This window comes from Mucilaginibacter sp. 14171R-50 (genome assembly GCF_010093045.1).
Lineage (GTDB): Bacteria > Bacteroidota > Bacteroidia > Sphingobacteriales > Sphingobacteriaceae > Mucilaginibacter.
In genome coordinates this window covers 3,018,696-3,033,356 of the sequence record NZ_CP048115.1, presented here as the reverse complement: position 1 = coordinate 3,033,356, position 14,661 = coordinate 3,018,696, and the positions used below count along the sequence as shown (strand labels likewise).

Annotated in this window: 13 protein-coding genes; 4 read left to right on the top strand and 9 right to left on the bottom strand. The window is 50.1% G+C overall.

Going from position 1 to position 14,661, the window contains the following annotated elements:
* The first annotated feature begins 69 nt into the window (after positions 1-69).
* On the top strand, positions 70-501 hold the full coding sequence (locus tag GWR56_RS13805) for a MauE/DoxX family redox-associated membrane protein (protein ID WP_162431815.1): 432 nt from the start codon (positions 70-72) through the stop codon (positions 499-501).
* Between the two features lie 60 nt (positions 502-561).
* Positions 562-837: a hypothetical protein gene (locus tag GWR56_RS13800; RefSeq protein WP_162431814.1), complete on the top strand. Its 276-nt coding sequence runs from the start codon at positions 562-564 to the stop codon at positions 835-837.
* Between the two features lie 43 nt (positions 838-880).
* Here GWR56_RS13800 and GWR56_RS13795 read toward each other — a convergent pair whose 3' ends face one another.
* From GWR56_RS13795 to GWR56_RS13780, 4 genes are all read right to left on the bottom strand, one after another.
* Complete coding sequence (locus GWR56_RS13795; RefSeq protein WP_162431813.1) at positions 881-2,245, bottom strand: RagB/SusD family nutrient uptake outer membrane protein; 1,365 nt, start codon at positions 2,243-2,245, stop codon at positions 881-883.
* 7 nt (positions 2,246-2,252) lie between these two features.
* Positions 2,253-5,435 carry a SusC/RagA family TonB-linked outer membrane protein gene (locus GWR56_RS13790; protein WP_162431812.1) on the bottom strand — a complete coding sequence of 1,061 codons (3,183 nt, stop codon included), beginning with the start codon at positions 5,433-5,435 and terminating at the stop codon, positions 2,253-2,255.
* 3 nt (positions 5,436-5,438) lie between these two features.
* Positions 5,439-6,770 (bottom strand): TlpA disulfide reductase family protein, encoded by a 1,332-nt coding sequence (locus tag GWR56_RS13785; protein WP_162431811.1) that lies wholly within the window; start codon positions 6,768-6,770, stop codon positions 5,439-5,441.
* A 145-nt stretch (positions 6,771-6,915) separates the two neighbouring features.
* Positions 6,916-7,203 carry a hypothetical protein gene (locus tag GWR56_RS13780; protein ID WP_162431810.1) on the bottom strand — a complete coding sequence of 96 codons (288 nt, stop codon included), beginning with the start codon at positions 7,201-7,203 and terminating at the stop codon, positions 6,916-6,918.
* Positions 7,204-7,554: 351 nt separating this feature from the next.
* On the opposite strand from GWR56_RS13780, the gene GWR56_RS20805 reads away from it, so the two are divergent.
* Positions 7,555-7,845 carry a helix-turn-helix domain-containing protein gene (locus tag GWR56_RS20805; RefSeq protein ID WP_162431809.1) on the top strand — a complete coding sequence of 97 codons (291 nt, stop codon included), beginning with the start codon at positions 7,555-7,557 and terminating at the stop codon, positions 7,843-7,845.
* A 166-nt stretch (positions 7,846-8,011) separates the two neighbouring features.
* Positions 8,012-8,227, top strand: a complete 216-nt coding sequence (locus GWR56_RS13770) for a hypothetical protein (RefSeq protein WP_162431808.1) — start codon at positions 8,012-8,014, stop codon at positions 8,225-8,227.
* A 264-nt stretch (positions 8,228-8,491) separates the two neighbouring features.
* Here the strand turns inward: GWR56_RS13770 and GWR56_RS13765 are convergent, their stop codons facing one another.
* The 5 genes from GWR56_RS13765 to GWR56_RS13745 all read right to left on the bottom strand — a co-directional run bounded on the left by GWR56_RS13765 (position 8,492) and on the right by GWR56_RS13745 (position 14,620).
* Positions 8,492-8,869, bottom strand: a complete 378-nt coding sequence (locus tag GWR56_RS13765) for a hypothetical protein (RefSeq protein ID WP_162431807.1) — start codon at positions 8,867-8,869, stop codon at positions 8,492-8,494.
* A gap of 218 nt (positions 8,870-9,087) precedes the next feature.
* On the bottom strand, positions 9,088-9,486 hold the full coding sequence (locus tag GWR56_RS13760; RefSeq protein WP_162431806.1) for a hypothetical protein: 399 nt from the start codon (positions 9,484-9,486) through the stop codon (positions 9,088-9,090).
* A 33-nt stretch (positions 9,487-9,519) separates the two neighbouring features.
* Positions 9,520-10,740, bottom strand: coding sequence for a hypothetical protein (locus tag GWR56_RS13755; RefSeq protein ID WP_162431805.1), 1,221 nt, complete (start codon positions 10,738-10,740; stop codon positions 9,520-9,522).
* A gap of 73 nt (positions 10,741-10,813) precedes the next feature.
* On the bottom strand, positions 10,814-13,174 hold the full coding sequence (locus tag GWR56_RS13750; protein WP_162431804.1) for an AAA family ATPase: 2,361 nt from the start codon (positions 13,172-13,174) through the stop codon (positions 10,814-10,816).
* Positions 13,175-13,279: 105 nt separating this feature from the next.
* A complete protein-coding gene (locus tag GWR56_RS13745) occupies positions 13,280-14,620 on the bottom strand; it encodes a putative sensor domain DACNV-containing protein (RefSeq protein ID WP_162431803.1) in 1,341 nt (446 codons plus the stop codon).
* Positions 14,621-14,661: the final 41 nt, after the last annotated feature.

Here is a 14,661-nt window from a genome sequence, read left to right as displayed (position 1 = left end):
ACTACCCATTTGCCACTGTTTGACGCTGCACCCGCGGCCTTACTTTGTGCCAGACAAACATCAGCCGCCATGAAAACACTGCTCAAGAACACCGCCCCCGCACTGCTTATTTTGCTTTTCGCGTACGCCGCGACCAGCAAGCTGATGGACCTCAACCTGTTTCGCCACGAGATGTATAACCAGAACTTTCCGAAAGAGATAGCCGGCGCGCTCATCGTCCTCATTCCCGCAGCCGAGATCCTGGCGATCCTGCTGCTGCTTATCTCAAAATGGCAGGTGGCCGGGCTGTTATTTTCGGTGCTGCTGATGACGGCCTTTACCGGGTATACCGCCTTGGTGCTGGCCGGGTACTGGGACCGTGTGCCTTGTTCCTGCGGCGGCGTGCTGCAAAACATGTCGTGGACGGCGCACTTCTTTTTTAACCTGTTCTTCCTGGCCCTGGCCGCCGCGGCCCTGGCCCAACGATATAAGGGGAATGCCGAAAACCTTCGAAAAGAGTAGGCAGCATTATTTTTCACTAAAAGTTTTCGTTCGTTTTTGACTCTAAAAGCGTTCATGTTTATGAAAAATTTAAAAAGCACATTCGCCGCAGCAGCCCTTATCCTGGGCCTGGGTTCCGCCTTGCTGACCAGCGCTGCTACCCAGCAGCCCGGCACCAAAACCTGGGGGCACCGCACGGACGGCAGTTATGTAGACCTCACCGGTGAAAACCCGGCAGATTACCGTTGCACCGGCTCCATGCAGATCTGTAAAGCGGTTTACCCGGACACGCAGGACCCGAACGTGAACCCGGCTAACCCGATCAGCACCGTTGCCGGCGAGTTCAGCGGTTTGTAAAGCCGCGCCTTCGCGAAAGCCGCCCCCGCCGGGCGGCTTTTTTTTACCGTTCGTTCTGCACCACGCCGCCCAGCCGGACCTCTTCATCCGGGACCGGGTAAACATAGCGGGCGCTGCCCGGCTCCAGTGTGTAGGTATGCCCGTTCACCGTCCTGCGCAGTGTCACCCGGAACCGGGGGTCCCTGTTCAGCCGCCGCAGATCATTCCAGCGCAGGTTCCTGCCCAGCAGTTCCTTTCTTCTTTCCGCCAGCACCTGCCGCAGCGCATCCTCCGCATTAGCCGCCGTATAAGGGACAAAGGTCCCCGTCAGCCAGCGCTTGATCAGCAGCGTATTGAGGTCCGCCATCGCACCGGCCGCGTCCCCCGCACGGGCCCGGCATTCCGCCCGCGTCAGGTACAGCTCATCGTTGGCCAGCCCGCCGAACAGGGTGACCGAACCGGCGTAGTTCCCTCTGAAGCGGAAGTCCCCGGGCGTCGCTTCTTTGAAAAAAAGCTTTTTGCGCAGGTCGCCGGGCGCATAGGCATCATAGAGCTGCCGGTCCACATAGGTCGGTGCCGAGGGGCCGTCAAAGCTGTAAGGCAGCAGGGCCGAATAGTACGTAACCTCGTCGTTGCCGCTGGGCAGCGCGCGCGGGAACGGCCGGTTTGCGGACGCGTTCAGGCTGTTGTAATCCAGCAGGGTGTGGTTGATAGACAGCGCCGAATCCGCATACCTGCCCGCAGCCGGGTAATCTTCCATGGCCAGGGCGACGCGCGCCTGCAGGGCCAGCAGCGCGGATACCGTCGACCGAGTTTTATAACCGGCCGTTACCGGCAGTAAGGGCCTGGCCGCCGATAAGTCGGCCCATATTTGCGCGTAGGTCGCCGCAAGGGTTGCCCGCCCCGCTTTCAGCGTCACATCGGCATGAAGCCGCAGCGGTACGCCGGGCGCGCTGGCCGCCGTTGCCGCGTCGTATGGCACGGCGAACTGGCTGACCAAGTTAAAATAGGCGAAGGCCCGGTAGAAAAGGGCGGTGCCCCTGATCTCTTTCACATCGGCCTCGGGCAGGCGTGCTGCGGCTTCCAGTACCACGTTCGTATAAAAGATCTGCTTGTAGGGTGTGTTCCAGTCACCCGCGACGGCGCCGGCAAAAATGTCCTTCGACCAGGCATAGCTGTTCCGTTCCATGTCCAGGCGGTAAGTGCCGTAGCCCGCATCCGTCGTGTAGTAGTCGCCGTCCGCCAGCGGCGTCAGGTTCGGCCGGATATTGAACACGTCGTTATTGTCCAGCAGTACCCGCAGGTCGTCCGGTGTGGTGGGGACCAGCAGCGCCTTGTTCGGCCGCGCGTCCAGGAAATCCTTGCGGCATGCGGGCAGCGTAAGGGCCAGCATCAATACCGCGTTTATCAAAAATATCTTTTTCATCATCGGGGTTTTAATAGGTTAATCGGATCCCGCCCGCCACCGTGCGCGGTGCCGGGAAGGTGTTGCCCGCGTCGGGGTCCAGGTGCTGTTTGTTCGCCCGCCATAAAATGCCGAGGTTGGCAGCATAGAGATAAAGCTGCAGGTTGGCCCCGGGCAGCAACCGCAGGGCGCCTCTGGAAAGCTGGTAGGACAGGTTGATATCCTGCAGGCGGATATGGTCGCCTTTCTCCACCAGGTCCGATGAAAAGCGGTAAAAGTCATCCCGCTGCGCATCCGGAACGGCAGGGAGCGAGGGCACGACCGTATGCTGCTCATCGCCCGGCTGCTGCCAGCGCAGCGCGAAGTCGCCGCTTTGCCCGGACAACCCGTAGTCATTGCCATAATACACCGAGCGCCTCCGGAAATAATAACCCAGCCGGTAGCTGATATTGGCTGACAGGCTCCAGCGCTGCCAGCTAAAGGTATTCCGGAAGGCACCGAACACGACCGGGCGCGAGGGCCCGTTGTACACCAGGTCCTGCGGCGAGGAGGCTGCCCGCATGGCGGTGTAGTCGCTGCTGGCCTGACCGTTGAGGTACCCCCGCGGATCGCCCGTCGCCGGGTCAAGGCCCGCCGAGCGGTAACTGTATATGGCGAAAAGCGGTTTGCCTTCCAGCGCGTAATTACCCGTGTAGCCGAATTCCAGGTAATCCGGTGCCAGCGAGGCCTGCCCGTAATGCGAAACCTTGTCGGTCACATAGCTGGCAAAGAACGCCGAGGACCACTTCAGCGTGCCGGTGAGGTTGAGCGTGTTCAGGCTGAAGTCGAGCCCGTGGCCTTTTGTGTCGGCCGTATTGCCCGTAAAGGCGATGATCCCGGTGGAGGGCGTATAGGAGGTCTGCCCGATCAGGTCGATGCCCCGCTTCAGGTAATACTCGAGGGTACCGGAGACCCTGCCGCCCGCGCTACCGAAGTCCACGCCGAAGTTGATATGCCGGTTGCGCTCCCAGCGCAGGCCGGGGTTGGGCGGGTTGATGATCTCGGCATAAGGCAGGCCGGTCGCCGTGCCGCTGCCGTCCAGGTAGCCCGCGGTGGTATAGGCCGACAGGTTCTTGTTGATGTTGCCGTTGTAGCCGAAGGTGGCGCGCAGCTTCAGGTAAGGCAGCACGGCCATATGGTAAAAGCCCTCCCGGCTGAGCTCCCAGGCCAGGCCTGCCGACCATAGCGGTACCCCTTTCTGGTTGGTCTTGACGCCGAAAAGGTTCGAGCGGTCCAGCCGGGCGCTTGCCGAAAAGGAGATCCTGCGGTCGTAGGTGTAGGCCCCGTTCGCGTAATACGACAGGTAATGGTCCGTTGCGCCGCTCTCATACTGGTTTTGCGGAATGGTACCGCTGCCGTAGGGGTTGTTGTAATAACTGAAAAAATCAGCGCCGTCCACCTGCTGCATCGTCCCGTGCGCCGCATCATAGCCGTACAGGCGGTGCCCCTCGCCCGTCACTTGCAGGCTTTGCACCTCGTAACCGGCGATAGCGTTCAGTTCGTGTTTGGCGCCAAAGGCGCCGTCATAGTTGAGCTGCAGCCGCCCGTCATGCGCCGAGGAGCCGCCCGTGTTCAGGTCAAGGATGGCGCCCCGGGGAACCGGGAAGGTTAACTTCCCGCTGCCGTCGTCCTGCGTATATTGGTTGACGAGGTTGCGCGCCGCAAAGGTCCCGGCGTCCATCAGGTTGCGGCCGTCCGACCGGCTGCGTTCGTACTGGTAAAGGAACGCTGCGCTCAGCCCCGGCAGCAGCCGGTATTTCAGGCCCGTATTGACGCGCGCATCCATGGCCTGCTGCCCGCGGTCAGCCAGGCGCAGTTCGTCCAGCGGCCGGTAGTTCCAGTCCAGCAGCCCCGCCCCCGGCGCGGCATCCGCAAAGCCCTGCCGCAGGTTATGGGTCACCGGCAGCGCATTACCCGCAGCGTCGGCCAGCTGCGCGTAAGGGTATACCGGGTAACCGTTGTTCCAGGTGGGCAGGCCCGGGTTATTCAGGTTGGTCATGGTCTGGGTATAGTAGATCCCCGTGCTGATCTCCAGCTTTTGGTGCAGGGCGCTCCAGGTCTCCTTGCCGTTCAGGGTCAGGCGGCTGAAGCCGTTGCCCGCCGCGTTATCCAGGTTGCGGTCATAGCCGGCCGAAAAGTAATACCGCTGCCCCGCCGAGCCGCCGTCCAGGCTCAGGGCATACTGCTGGTTCAGGCTTTTGCGGTAAAAATATTTCTCCAGGTCGCCCCGCACATCATTCTTTTCGAGCGCGTTCAGCCGCGCTTCCAGGTCCGCCTGACTGAGCGACCCGTCCCGGCCGGCGATGAGCAGCTCCACCACCGGCGACAGCGGTAGGTGGTTATAGGCGCTTTCCGTCCCGGTGTAATATCCTTCGCTGAAGAGGCGTTTTTCCAGCCCGATGTAGTCCTTGCTGCTCATTTGCGAACGGTAGTACAGGTCCGGCCGTTCGCCCGCGGTCACGCTGGCGTTCAGGGATACCCGCATGGGCCGGTCGAAAGCGCCTTTGTTCGTCGTGATCACGATCACCCCGTTGCCCGCCCGGGCGCCCCAGATGGATGCCGCCGCAGCGTCTTTGAGCACGCTGATGCTTTGGACATCGGCGGGGTTCAGGTTTTCTACCGGCTGGTTATAAACGAAGCCGTCTACGACGATCAGCGGCTCGGCGTTGGAGAACAGCGTACTTTGCCCGCGGATGCTGATGCGGGTGCCCAGGTTATTGAAGCTGAGTCCCGGCACGACGTCGCGCAGGCGGGCGATCACGTCGGTGCTGACGCTGCGGCCGATCAGGGCCTTGTCAACGGCCACAAAGGATCCGGTCGCCCTTTCTTTTGGCAATTCCTGGTAACCGGTCGAGACGGTGACTTCCGCAAGCGCGTTTGCTGCGGACAGCACCAGCGTCAGCCCGGCAGCCGCGGGCAGCACTACCTGCCGCCGCAGCGGCGCATAGGCGATGTAAGACGCCTGCAGGATATACTTGCCCGGCGGGGCGTAAAGGGCGAAGCGGCCGGCCGTATCGGTCACCGTTCCGATGGTTGTGCCGGTCAGGGCGATGCTCGCCCCGGCCAGCGGGCGCCCGGTGCTGTCGCGGACAACGCCCCTTAACGGGGGTTGGTCCTGCCCGTAGCCGGGCCCGGACAGCAGGACGAAGAGGATGAGGGTAAACAGGTATTTCATGATTTAGGGTTTTGGTTTCAGAGATGATGAGGCATCGTCGGCGTCCCGCACCACGAGCAGGTCGACAGCCGCCTCTTTTTCGATCAATTGCAGGTCGTACCGCGCCAGCTCCCGGTTCATCGCCGCTACATCGTTCAGCGGCGCATCGACCGCGAGGTCCACCGGCCCGTCGTACCCAGTGCCATCTATAACCGGCAGCGGGTAACCTTCCAGGTACTGCACCTGCAGCCGTTTGATCAGCTGCCCAAGGCGGGTGTTGTGCAGGTGGGCTTTGAACGGCGTGACGTCGACGAGGGACTTTCCGCCGATGGTCTTCAGTTGGTCCTGGCTGCTGGTGCGCACGAGCACAAGGCAGCGCGTTACCACACGCTCGACCTCAACGTGGTACTGCGGGAACAGCCGCGCCACATCCTGCTGCATGATATCAAAGGCAGCCCCCGCCAGGGCCGGCGGCACGACCAGTTCATAACACCAGCCGTTCCCCTGGCTGAGCCATTGTTCGTAGGCTTGCCCGGAAAGACTGGTTTGCATGCGGGCAGAGTCTTTGGTCAGCAGGCGCATGAATGCGCCGGAGAACCAGCGGTTATGATCGCTCCAGGCCATCCGCAGCAGCCAGGTCAGCGGCACATTACGGACGTTGCAGCGCTGGCCCCTGACACTGTCCCGCGGGTAGATATCCATGCCGGCTTCGAGGCCGGGGATATAGCCCGACAGGACGGACTGGTAGCGGACGGCGGACGCTGGCAGGTTGTTGCCGGGGGCAAACAGCGGCTGGTCACGGTCATAGGTGAGTACGAGGTCTTTTTTGGTGGCCAGGGCGGGTGCTGCGCCGGCGAGCATGCGCTTGATATGGGCAGCCGTGACTTCCTTTTCTTCGGTAATGGCGCATACCCTGCCCTGAGGGTCTATCCATACATAATGCGGCAGGGACCTGTGCGGGAACAGTTTGTGCAGCGCCACGTCACCCGTCACCTCCGGCAGGTCAAAAGGTTTGATCTTCCGCATCGCGGCCAGCACCGGCGCTACCACCGCGGCGCTTTCATACGTTACCGGCAAGAACACCACTTCTTTCTTAAACTGGCGTTGCAGGCTGTCCATGACAGGCACCATCCGCCTGCAGGGCGCGCACCAGGTCGCCCAAAAGTCCAGGATCAGCAGTTTCCCTGCAAAGGCAGACAAACGGGCCTCCTTTACCCCCTTACCGTCCAGCACCAGCCCCGAAATATTCTTTATCATCACATCAGGGACCTTGTCCCCTATTTTTATTTCCTGTCCGAAGCCGCTTCGCCCGAAAAAAAGGCAAAGCGCGGCCAGGAAGCTTATTTTCAGCTTCATTTACATGATTCAAGACATTAAAAAATTGATTGATTACAGCTGTTAGCGATGGCAGGACGCCACGGCGTTCAACAGGGACAGCCGGCCCCCGGACCAGATTTACTCGGGAGGGCAGATCAGCAGCAGCCAGGTATGGACAGGGTAATTACTCATGTCCCTCACCCTCCTGCCCGGTCGATAGATCAGGATTTAAAGCCCCGCCTGCCTGGTGCAATGTAGAAGCCGCAGCCACCAGGTCAATTAACTGATCAAACAGCAGGGCGATTTCTTGACAAAAATATTTGCCCTTGATCTTTATTTCACCTATCACCGTCAACCAATAAGTTTTTAAAAACGTTTGGAATACAATGAATTGCCTTTTTGAAAACGACTCAAATTCCATAGCCGGAGTTTGAACGTTTTTTGAAATTGGTTTTGAAAAATCGTTCGTCATTTTGTAAGCAAATTGCTTGGCGTTACAAAATAAGCCACAAAAAATGGGCTATTCCCCGTACGCAATGACACCTCGTTGGAAAGGCGGAAGCCGAAGCTTCCTTAGCACGCATACGGAGAATAGCCCATTCTCCTACAAATATAGGATAAATGGGCATTTCATTCACCGCAACCTCGCGTGCTTTAAGATTTCCAACGTCTGTCAAAGCAAGGTTTCTTTTGATGAAACACCAATATTAAAAGTGTATATCTATTACATGTACAACAGCTATTTTTTATAAAGGTAACTAAAAATTATATTCTTGTCAATATTGACAAGAATATAATTTCATAAAGTTCTCATTTTACCTAAATGAAGGATAAGTTCATAATTCATTATGAAACTGTAGGTAGAAATGTGCGATATTTTAGATTCTTGAATGGTTGGACACAGGCTGAATTAGCCCATCGATGCAGTGTGAATGCCGAGCAGATTAGTAGAATTGAGAATGCGAGAAGGGATTATATGCATTCTACCTTGTTAGAAGTCTGCGAGGCTTTAGAAAAGAGCATTTTTGAAATAATGCAAAGAAATGATGACGCGGAGCTATATCATTTAGAATATGTGAAGAAAAAGGAGGCGTCAAAAAAAAAGAAAAGCTAAAGTAGTATCCAAAAAATTAGAGCCGTTTCCCTATTTTACGATTTGGAAGCAAGCCCACTTTATAAAGGAACAAAACCATTGTACGAGCTTTAACCGCCTTGCTCAACGGAATAACTCAGAATAGAAAGCTTTTCAAACTGTGATTACCCTTTACGACTTCCAAGCCATGACCCTAAATGAAAAAGCCGACGCTGTTTGGGAAGGCATGTTCATTGGAGACAGGGTCGAAAGCAATTTGCGCGTACAACTATACTGCGTTGGTAACTTTTACGCCGAAGTTTATTACGAGAGCCAAGGTAATGACATCATCAAAATACGCGGATTTACCACGACGCGATTGATCGAGCCTTATTTGCATACTATAAAGCTGGACTTAAAATAGTTTAGTGACGCCTCGCACAATTCCTTCAGGTGCTTAAAGCGACCGCAATTTATACGAGCAACTCTAACTGCTAATCCTCCCCTATATAACGCAGTACGCACAAATTCGTATCGATAATCATCATGATAATAAATAGTTATCCTTTATTAATTGACCAAATAATGTTCTAGTTTTAATTGCTTGTACGTTTGTGTCAAAGGCCTCGATGTCCATATTAACTGGACGCGGGGGGGGGGATAGAGGTTGAACCATTGCAAGAAGAAACTACTGAACATCACCGAATTTTTTTATAATTAGCATTATGCGGATGACTTCATCAGTTCTTTTCCTTTCCAGTACCTTATCTAATAAGTTTTGAAATTCGACATCGCTACGTTTGATGTTTTCTTTTTGCTCATACCGGGCAAGTTGATCTCCGATCTCAATAGTTTCGATGTTCTCGAAATACATAGTCATATTGTGGCCAGCCCGCATATTCCATTTTGGGTCGTACCAAATACCAGAGTCATGCCATTCGCCATAAAATTGTACAGAGTTTTTCATACGAAACCCCTGTAAGCCTTCCGCAGATCCTAAAATAATAACCTCTATTGGATCTGGAAAGAAACCGACTACCTTTTTATCTTCCTGATATGCCATCATGCTTTCAAAATACTTCTTTTTAAAAGCATCAAATAGCAAGATTACATTGTCAATTTTGGGATATAAAAAGTCATTGATGCTAAATTTGGAATGGCCAATATTATTTATATATACCGGTTCTGAATCATGGAGATAGTACTTTTCATCATCAATCGAATATGCTGAATGAACGAATGTATTTCTTATCTCTTTAAAATAGTTTTCTGTGAAGAAATCGATTAAGTGGGGCTTGTCGGCATCTGCAAAAGCTCGGTCAAAAAATCATGTTTTTCACCAACCCATAGTAGTCGCTCATATTTCCTCGTCTTCCAAAATAAATATGACGAGCCTTTATAGCCGGTTTTAATTCTGCAAAAACTGCCAATAATATTGTAGAACTCACTTCCCTCAAAAAAAGTAGCATACACCATCAAGCCCATCCTGGTCTTTTCCTTTCCGGTCAATGTTTGATAAAGCTGTTTATAGAATTCTATCGATTCGAACCATTCATATAAATTGGTTACTAATTCCCGATCTCCCATTCCCTTGTAGTTCATGAGGGTGAGCACAAAGTCAGATTCACTTCTTTGCTGAGCCTCGTCGAAAAGGGTCAAAACTTCATTTATCACTTCATCCATTATATTGGGCGCTTAATTTTAAAAGATATAAGTTCATATATTTTGATCTGTGCCGAAGAATTTATGTAAGGCGGTCTTTTTGCGATCCGGCGTATATTCTGCGGCAATAGCCTGAAGGTTTCTGGCATCCAGCAATGAACCGCAACCTGCTTCCCGAAATATGGCATCCAATTGCGCATCTTCATGGATGCGATAAGCCGTGAAAGTGGATAGTTTATCGATGTCCAAATATTTCTTGTCAATTTTTGTGAGGCCGGTCAATGCCCTCAATTTTCGGCCTTCCGGGGTGCCATCATTGGTTAGAAATAAAAAAGAGCGGATCACCAACTTATCATCGTGCATGGTGGTGAGTAAATACCCTACTTTGTATTCATACATATTAAATTCGATCAAAGTGCAGCTATTACCAAGGACATAATTTACAGGCTGCTCATATAGGCTGAAAAATAAATGGGAATGCACATTGTTGGATTTCAAACCAAGCCGTTCATCTAAACGGTGAAGGGCATGGCGCTGAATATAAACCGGTAAAGGGTCATCTGCCGCTGATTGCAGACCGATAGCCGAAGGCCGGAACTTTACCTGCAAACTGATACCTTTCGGAACAAACCTGTTTACGGCGACAACTTCGCGCTTGCTTCCTTTGATAGTTACATTGCTTATGATTGGTTTGTATAAGTGTACAATGATCGTATTTGGCGTTGCCGGAACTTTCCCGATGTTTGTCTGCGTTCGGTCGGCGTGCAGAAAGCCATCCTGGAAATTACCACTGCGCACATCCATCAAAAATAGCAGGAAAGCAAACTGATCGGCAATATAGCTATAGTAGCCGTTGGTTGTAATCAAAAAAGGTTTAAAAACGGCCCGCAATTCTTCCGATCGTGGAAAACGTTTTTCGGCCATCATAGAAACAAAATGTATAAGCGTCAGTCCCTCACTGAGCATAGTTTTGAGCGGAATGCTTTGCTCGGTGACGTCAAAAGCTGGAGCCCCCAGTAACTCCGATAAGGTTTTGCGGTAGATTTGCCAACGGTTTACGTCAATGGTCGCATCCGGTGCCCTATTGACCGTGAGCGACGGGTAACGCTTTTCGTAAATGCTATCCAAATCAACCGCAGGAATGAGTTCAAACCAACCGCGGCCAACCAGGTTATCGCACACCATCTTCAAGCGTGACAAATAATCACGTTTGTGTTTAGCCTGCAATTTTAGCGGGTTTTCCTGAATTTTATTGTTGTTTTTCTTCTTGCTCATCGGATGAGTCTGGTGGAAACAAGATCAAAATGAATATAAGGTACGCATATGCTTGAAATTACAGTAAACCGAATCAAGCAACCTGATTAACACTATCCATTAATGCTTCAAATTGGTCAGGGTCGGCAGTTCTGATCTTTTCAATAACTGCACTGGATACTCTTGTGATTTCGTCCATATCGATAGGTTGCATACCTCTGTCAAACTGATCCTCCATATGCGAATATTCATTGATGACCCGACTAATCAGCGTGTAAGTTACTCCATCATTTTGGAAATATTTTAACAGCCGTTGTTCAAAACTCATGTTGTGAGTCGGGTATCGGTAGAAAGTATACGATTCCAGAAATTTACGCATGTTATTTCCAAAGCTATATTGATAGTTATTGTTGATAAATTCTCTGTCACCAATTGAGCATTGATAGATTTGATCAAACAGGTAATTAAATTCAGTAATATAGTTTTTCATGTAAGGTGGCGCCAACATCAATATGCTATTACTTTGGCTGCGTCGTTCGATCATGAAATGCCCGACATTCTTGCTGGTCTTCATTCCTGTCAGTTTTTTAACATACTTTAAAAACTCCATGTTGTGCGTTGAAATAAACAGTTGACCATATTTTTTGGGCTTGGCAATGACATTTTCAATTAAACTAAACATAAAAAAAATATGATTACTATCGAGGCTGGAGATAGGGTCATCTATATAAATGACCAGCTTGTCGCTTTCGGTCTCATCTTTCAATTCATCTTCGATCTTTGCCATGAAATAACAAAAAGAGATCAGGCTGCATTCACCTTCGCTTAAATTGTTCGCGGGCGCGCCATCCCTGTGGATAATAAATTTAACATTAGGTTGTTCACCTTCAGCAACGAGCTTTAGTTCGCTGTGGCCAAAATAGTGCATCAAATGTTGATTAACAAGCTCAGCCCCTTTGCTTTCATCTTTGGCTTGTGCTTCCAAATTCCTTTTTTCGTCCTGTAGCCTGGTGATCGCTTCCCGTTTACCTTTTACCGCACCACCCATCAGGTTCAATTTACTGTCTTCAGCTTCAACCGCAGCCATAACATTCTTGTAATCAATGTCAGTTATAAATTGCGCAATATGTGCCAAGCGTAATTTTTTCCGGGCGATGTCCTGATCTTTAGCCAGGGTACTTGTTTTTCGGTTATGATCGGTGAGCGCGTCGTTAAATGCTTTGATCGCCTTGATAAGACTTTCTGAAGCATCGGTCAATTCCGGTAAGCTGCGCTCTTTGAAAATGTCCTTTTCGCGTGCTTTTAATTCGGTGATAAGCCGCTCAATATTCTCCATATAAACGCTGCTTGCGGCGCTCCACTGTTTGAATGCAATGTCAAAATCACCTTGCAAAGTCCCATAGAACAAGTCTCTTTTTAGCGTCAAGAAATTATTCAAACCTTTTTTTGCAATTTCCAGTTCATCTATTTTGCTCCTAATCTTATTGCGCAATTCCTCTGATTCCTTACTGAAATGCTGATCCAATTTATCCCACAGATCGCTTCCCAGATCATTGCCGCAAAAACCGCAAGTTGCCCGTTTACCTCGGTGTTTATCGATACCCTGTCTAACCCATTCCTGCAATAAACTATCATTGATGAGTTCGGTTATCGGCTTGCTTGGTGTTATTTTTTGCTGAAGTATTGTTTCACAATCCTGCGCGTATTCCGCGAATTTTGGCTTATTGGAGGGTAGCGGATCTATATCATCCATTGCCGCTTCTTTAAGCAGCTTAAATAATATTTCTGTTTGCTCTGCGTCGAGGAAGTGAGTATCGGGATTATCGCCAATGGTGATGATTTCAGCCTTTATATCCGTTATGGTGTAAGTTTTTTTCGCTGATGAAGCCACAAATAAAGTATCTGTTATCTTAATATGATCAGCAGCACGTTTTTTAAGCTTATCCTCAATTTCATTGCCTTTGTTATTGTTTTGCTTACGCAGGTTTGCCAAAGAAGTTTCTTCTTCCGCAAGCTCATAAATCAAGCCTTTATTACTTTCAACTGCACCCAGTTTTGTTACAATTTCCTCAATTTGTTTTTCGAGTTCCACGTTGGCGGCACCCAATATGGTAAAAGGTTTGATCGTTCCGTCCTCACGATGCAACCATCCTAAATTTTCGCGCACAAAATCAGTATTATAAACGCGGATCTTATGATGTTGTGCGAAGTCTTGTAGATTGGAATTGGTAACGACCTGACCGCCGGAAAGTGTCACCTTAAATTGACAGGTGAAGTAGTCTTTATGCATCAGGGTGTCTTCTATGCACTTAAATATCCTGGACAAAGTAGTTTTTCCAGAATAGTTCCGACCGTAAATAATGTTTATTTTTTTGAAAGACTCATTTGTGATAGCTGTATCCCAAGCATAATTCTTAAATAATCCGAATTGTGAAACATCAATTTTAGCGATCATGACTTTATTATAATGGTTTACAGTAAAGGTTTATCAAACTTAAGAAATAAACCATATCGTTATGCTCCATGTTGTGATTGGTATCAACACTGCGATAGTTACCTGCTAACTCTTTGCCGGAGAAAGCGGCAATATTTTTTTGCTTTTGAGAAACTGATGAACTTTAATATGCTCCCACATGACAAGTTCTTCACCTACCTTCATTACTGCCCTGATTTCTCCGTCCTGCGATATGACGAAACCTAAACTACCAGGGTTTGCATAACAATAGGCAAATAAAGAACGGTGGCGGGTGCCAAAATGCTTAGGATCCATCGGCTTTAGATTTGCTCTCGCTACCGCGGTTGACGAGACCTGTACGCTCTCGGGCAGCTCCTTTTCCGTAATAACGGTCCCAAAACTTTTGACGTGAAGCCGGTATGACAAAACGACAAGGCCATCAACGCAACTTAGGGATGAGATAAACCTGACCGCACCTTTAAGTTCACTTTCTGCCTCTTGCAAAGCGTCCATACTTTCAGCATAGTCAAGATAGTCGTCCATCGAAACAGCCTTTTTTGCTTCGGATTCTGCAACGTCCAAATCACCTGTTACGGAATCATAAAGAATAGATGTCTTTAACAGATTGCTCTTTGCTATCTCCAGTCTGTCATAATTCAGTGAATATTTTGGTGCCAGTCCCTTAATAAAGTCGTTGGTGATTAAAATAGCGCCGCCATGCCGGTAATTCCTGATCTTTAATAAAATCCGGGAGATAGACTGTACATAAAGTTTCTCTATCAGCTCCTCCCAATCTGCAAGCGTAAATTCAGCGTATTTTTCAGACCGTATGAAACGATCAACATGCTTTTTCAACTCGGCGGTGTTCTTTTTCATAAAGTCAGCAACGGGTCCCTGTTTAAAAACATCGATGTAGCGGCGGGTAAGCTGGCTTTTGTTTAAGGTCGCTAAGGGTTCAAATTCGAAGATCACGTTTAAAACGCCAACATCTTCTATAATGGTTTGGATTATCCCCGTTGTATGTGGCTTTTCCTCCCGTTCAAAATTCAGAAAGCTTTGGAAATGAAGTGCCTGATCGATCATTCCATATATAAATAGTTGATCATGATCATCGTAATCAACGGCGAGAGAAGAGCTCCAGGGGTCCGCCGCTTTTGATAACTTGATCAGGTTTTTTTCAGTAAATGGTATAGGTTCATCGAATGGAAACAGTTGTGATTCGTCGTACGACCCCTGCCTGGATGCGGTGGCTTTAAATTCTTTGGTCAGTAAGGTTACGGTTACTTTAATGAAATCGCTTTCTTCCGTTGCCAGACTTGCATAAAAAAGTATACTGAACAGGCTCGAAAGCACTGTTTCCGGTGGTTTCTTGCCTTTGAATTTTGATGCTTGCAACTTCTGGTAAACAAATGTTGCTAAATCAATCGTTGTTTTTACTTCTGACATGGTAAGGTGGGTTTAGAACGGTTAAAGATACATGCTTCCAT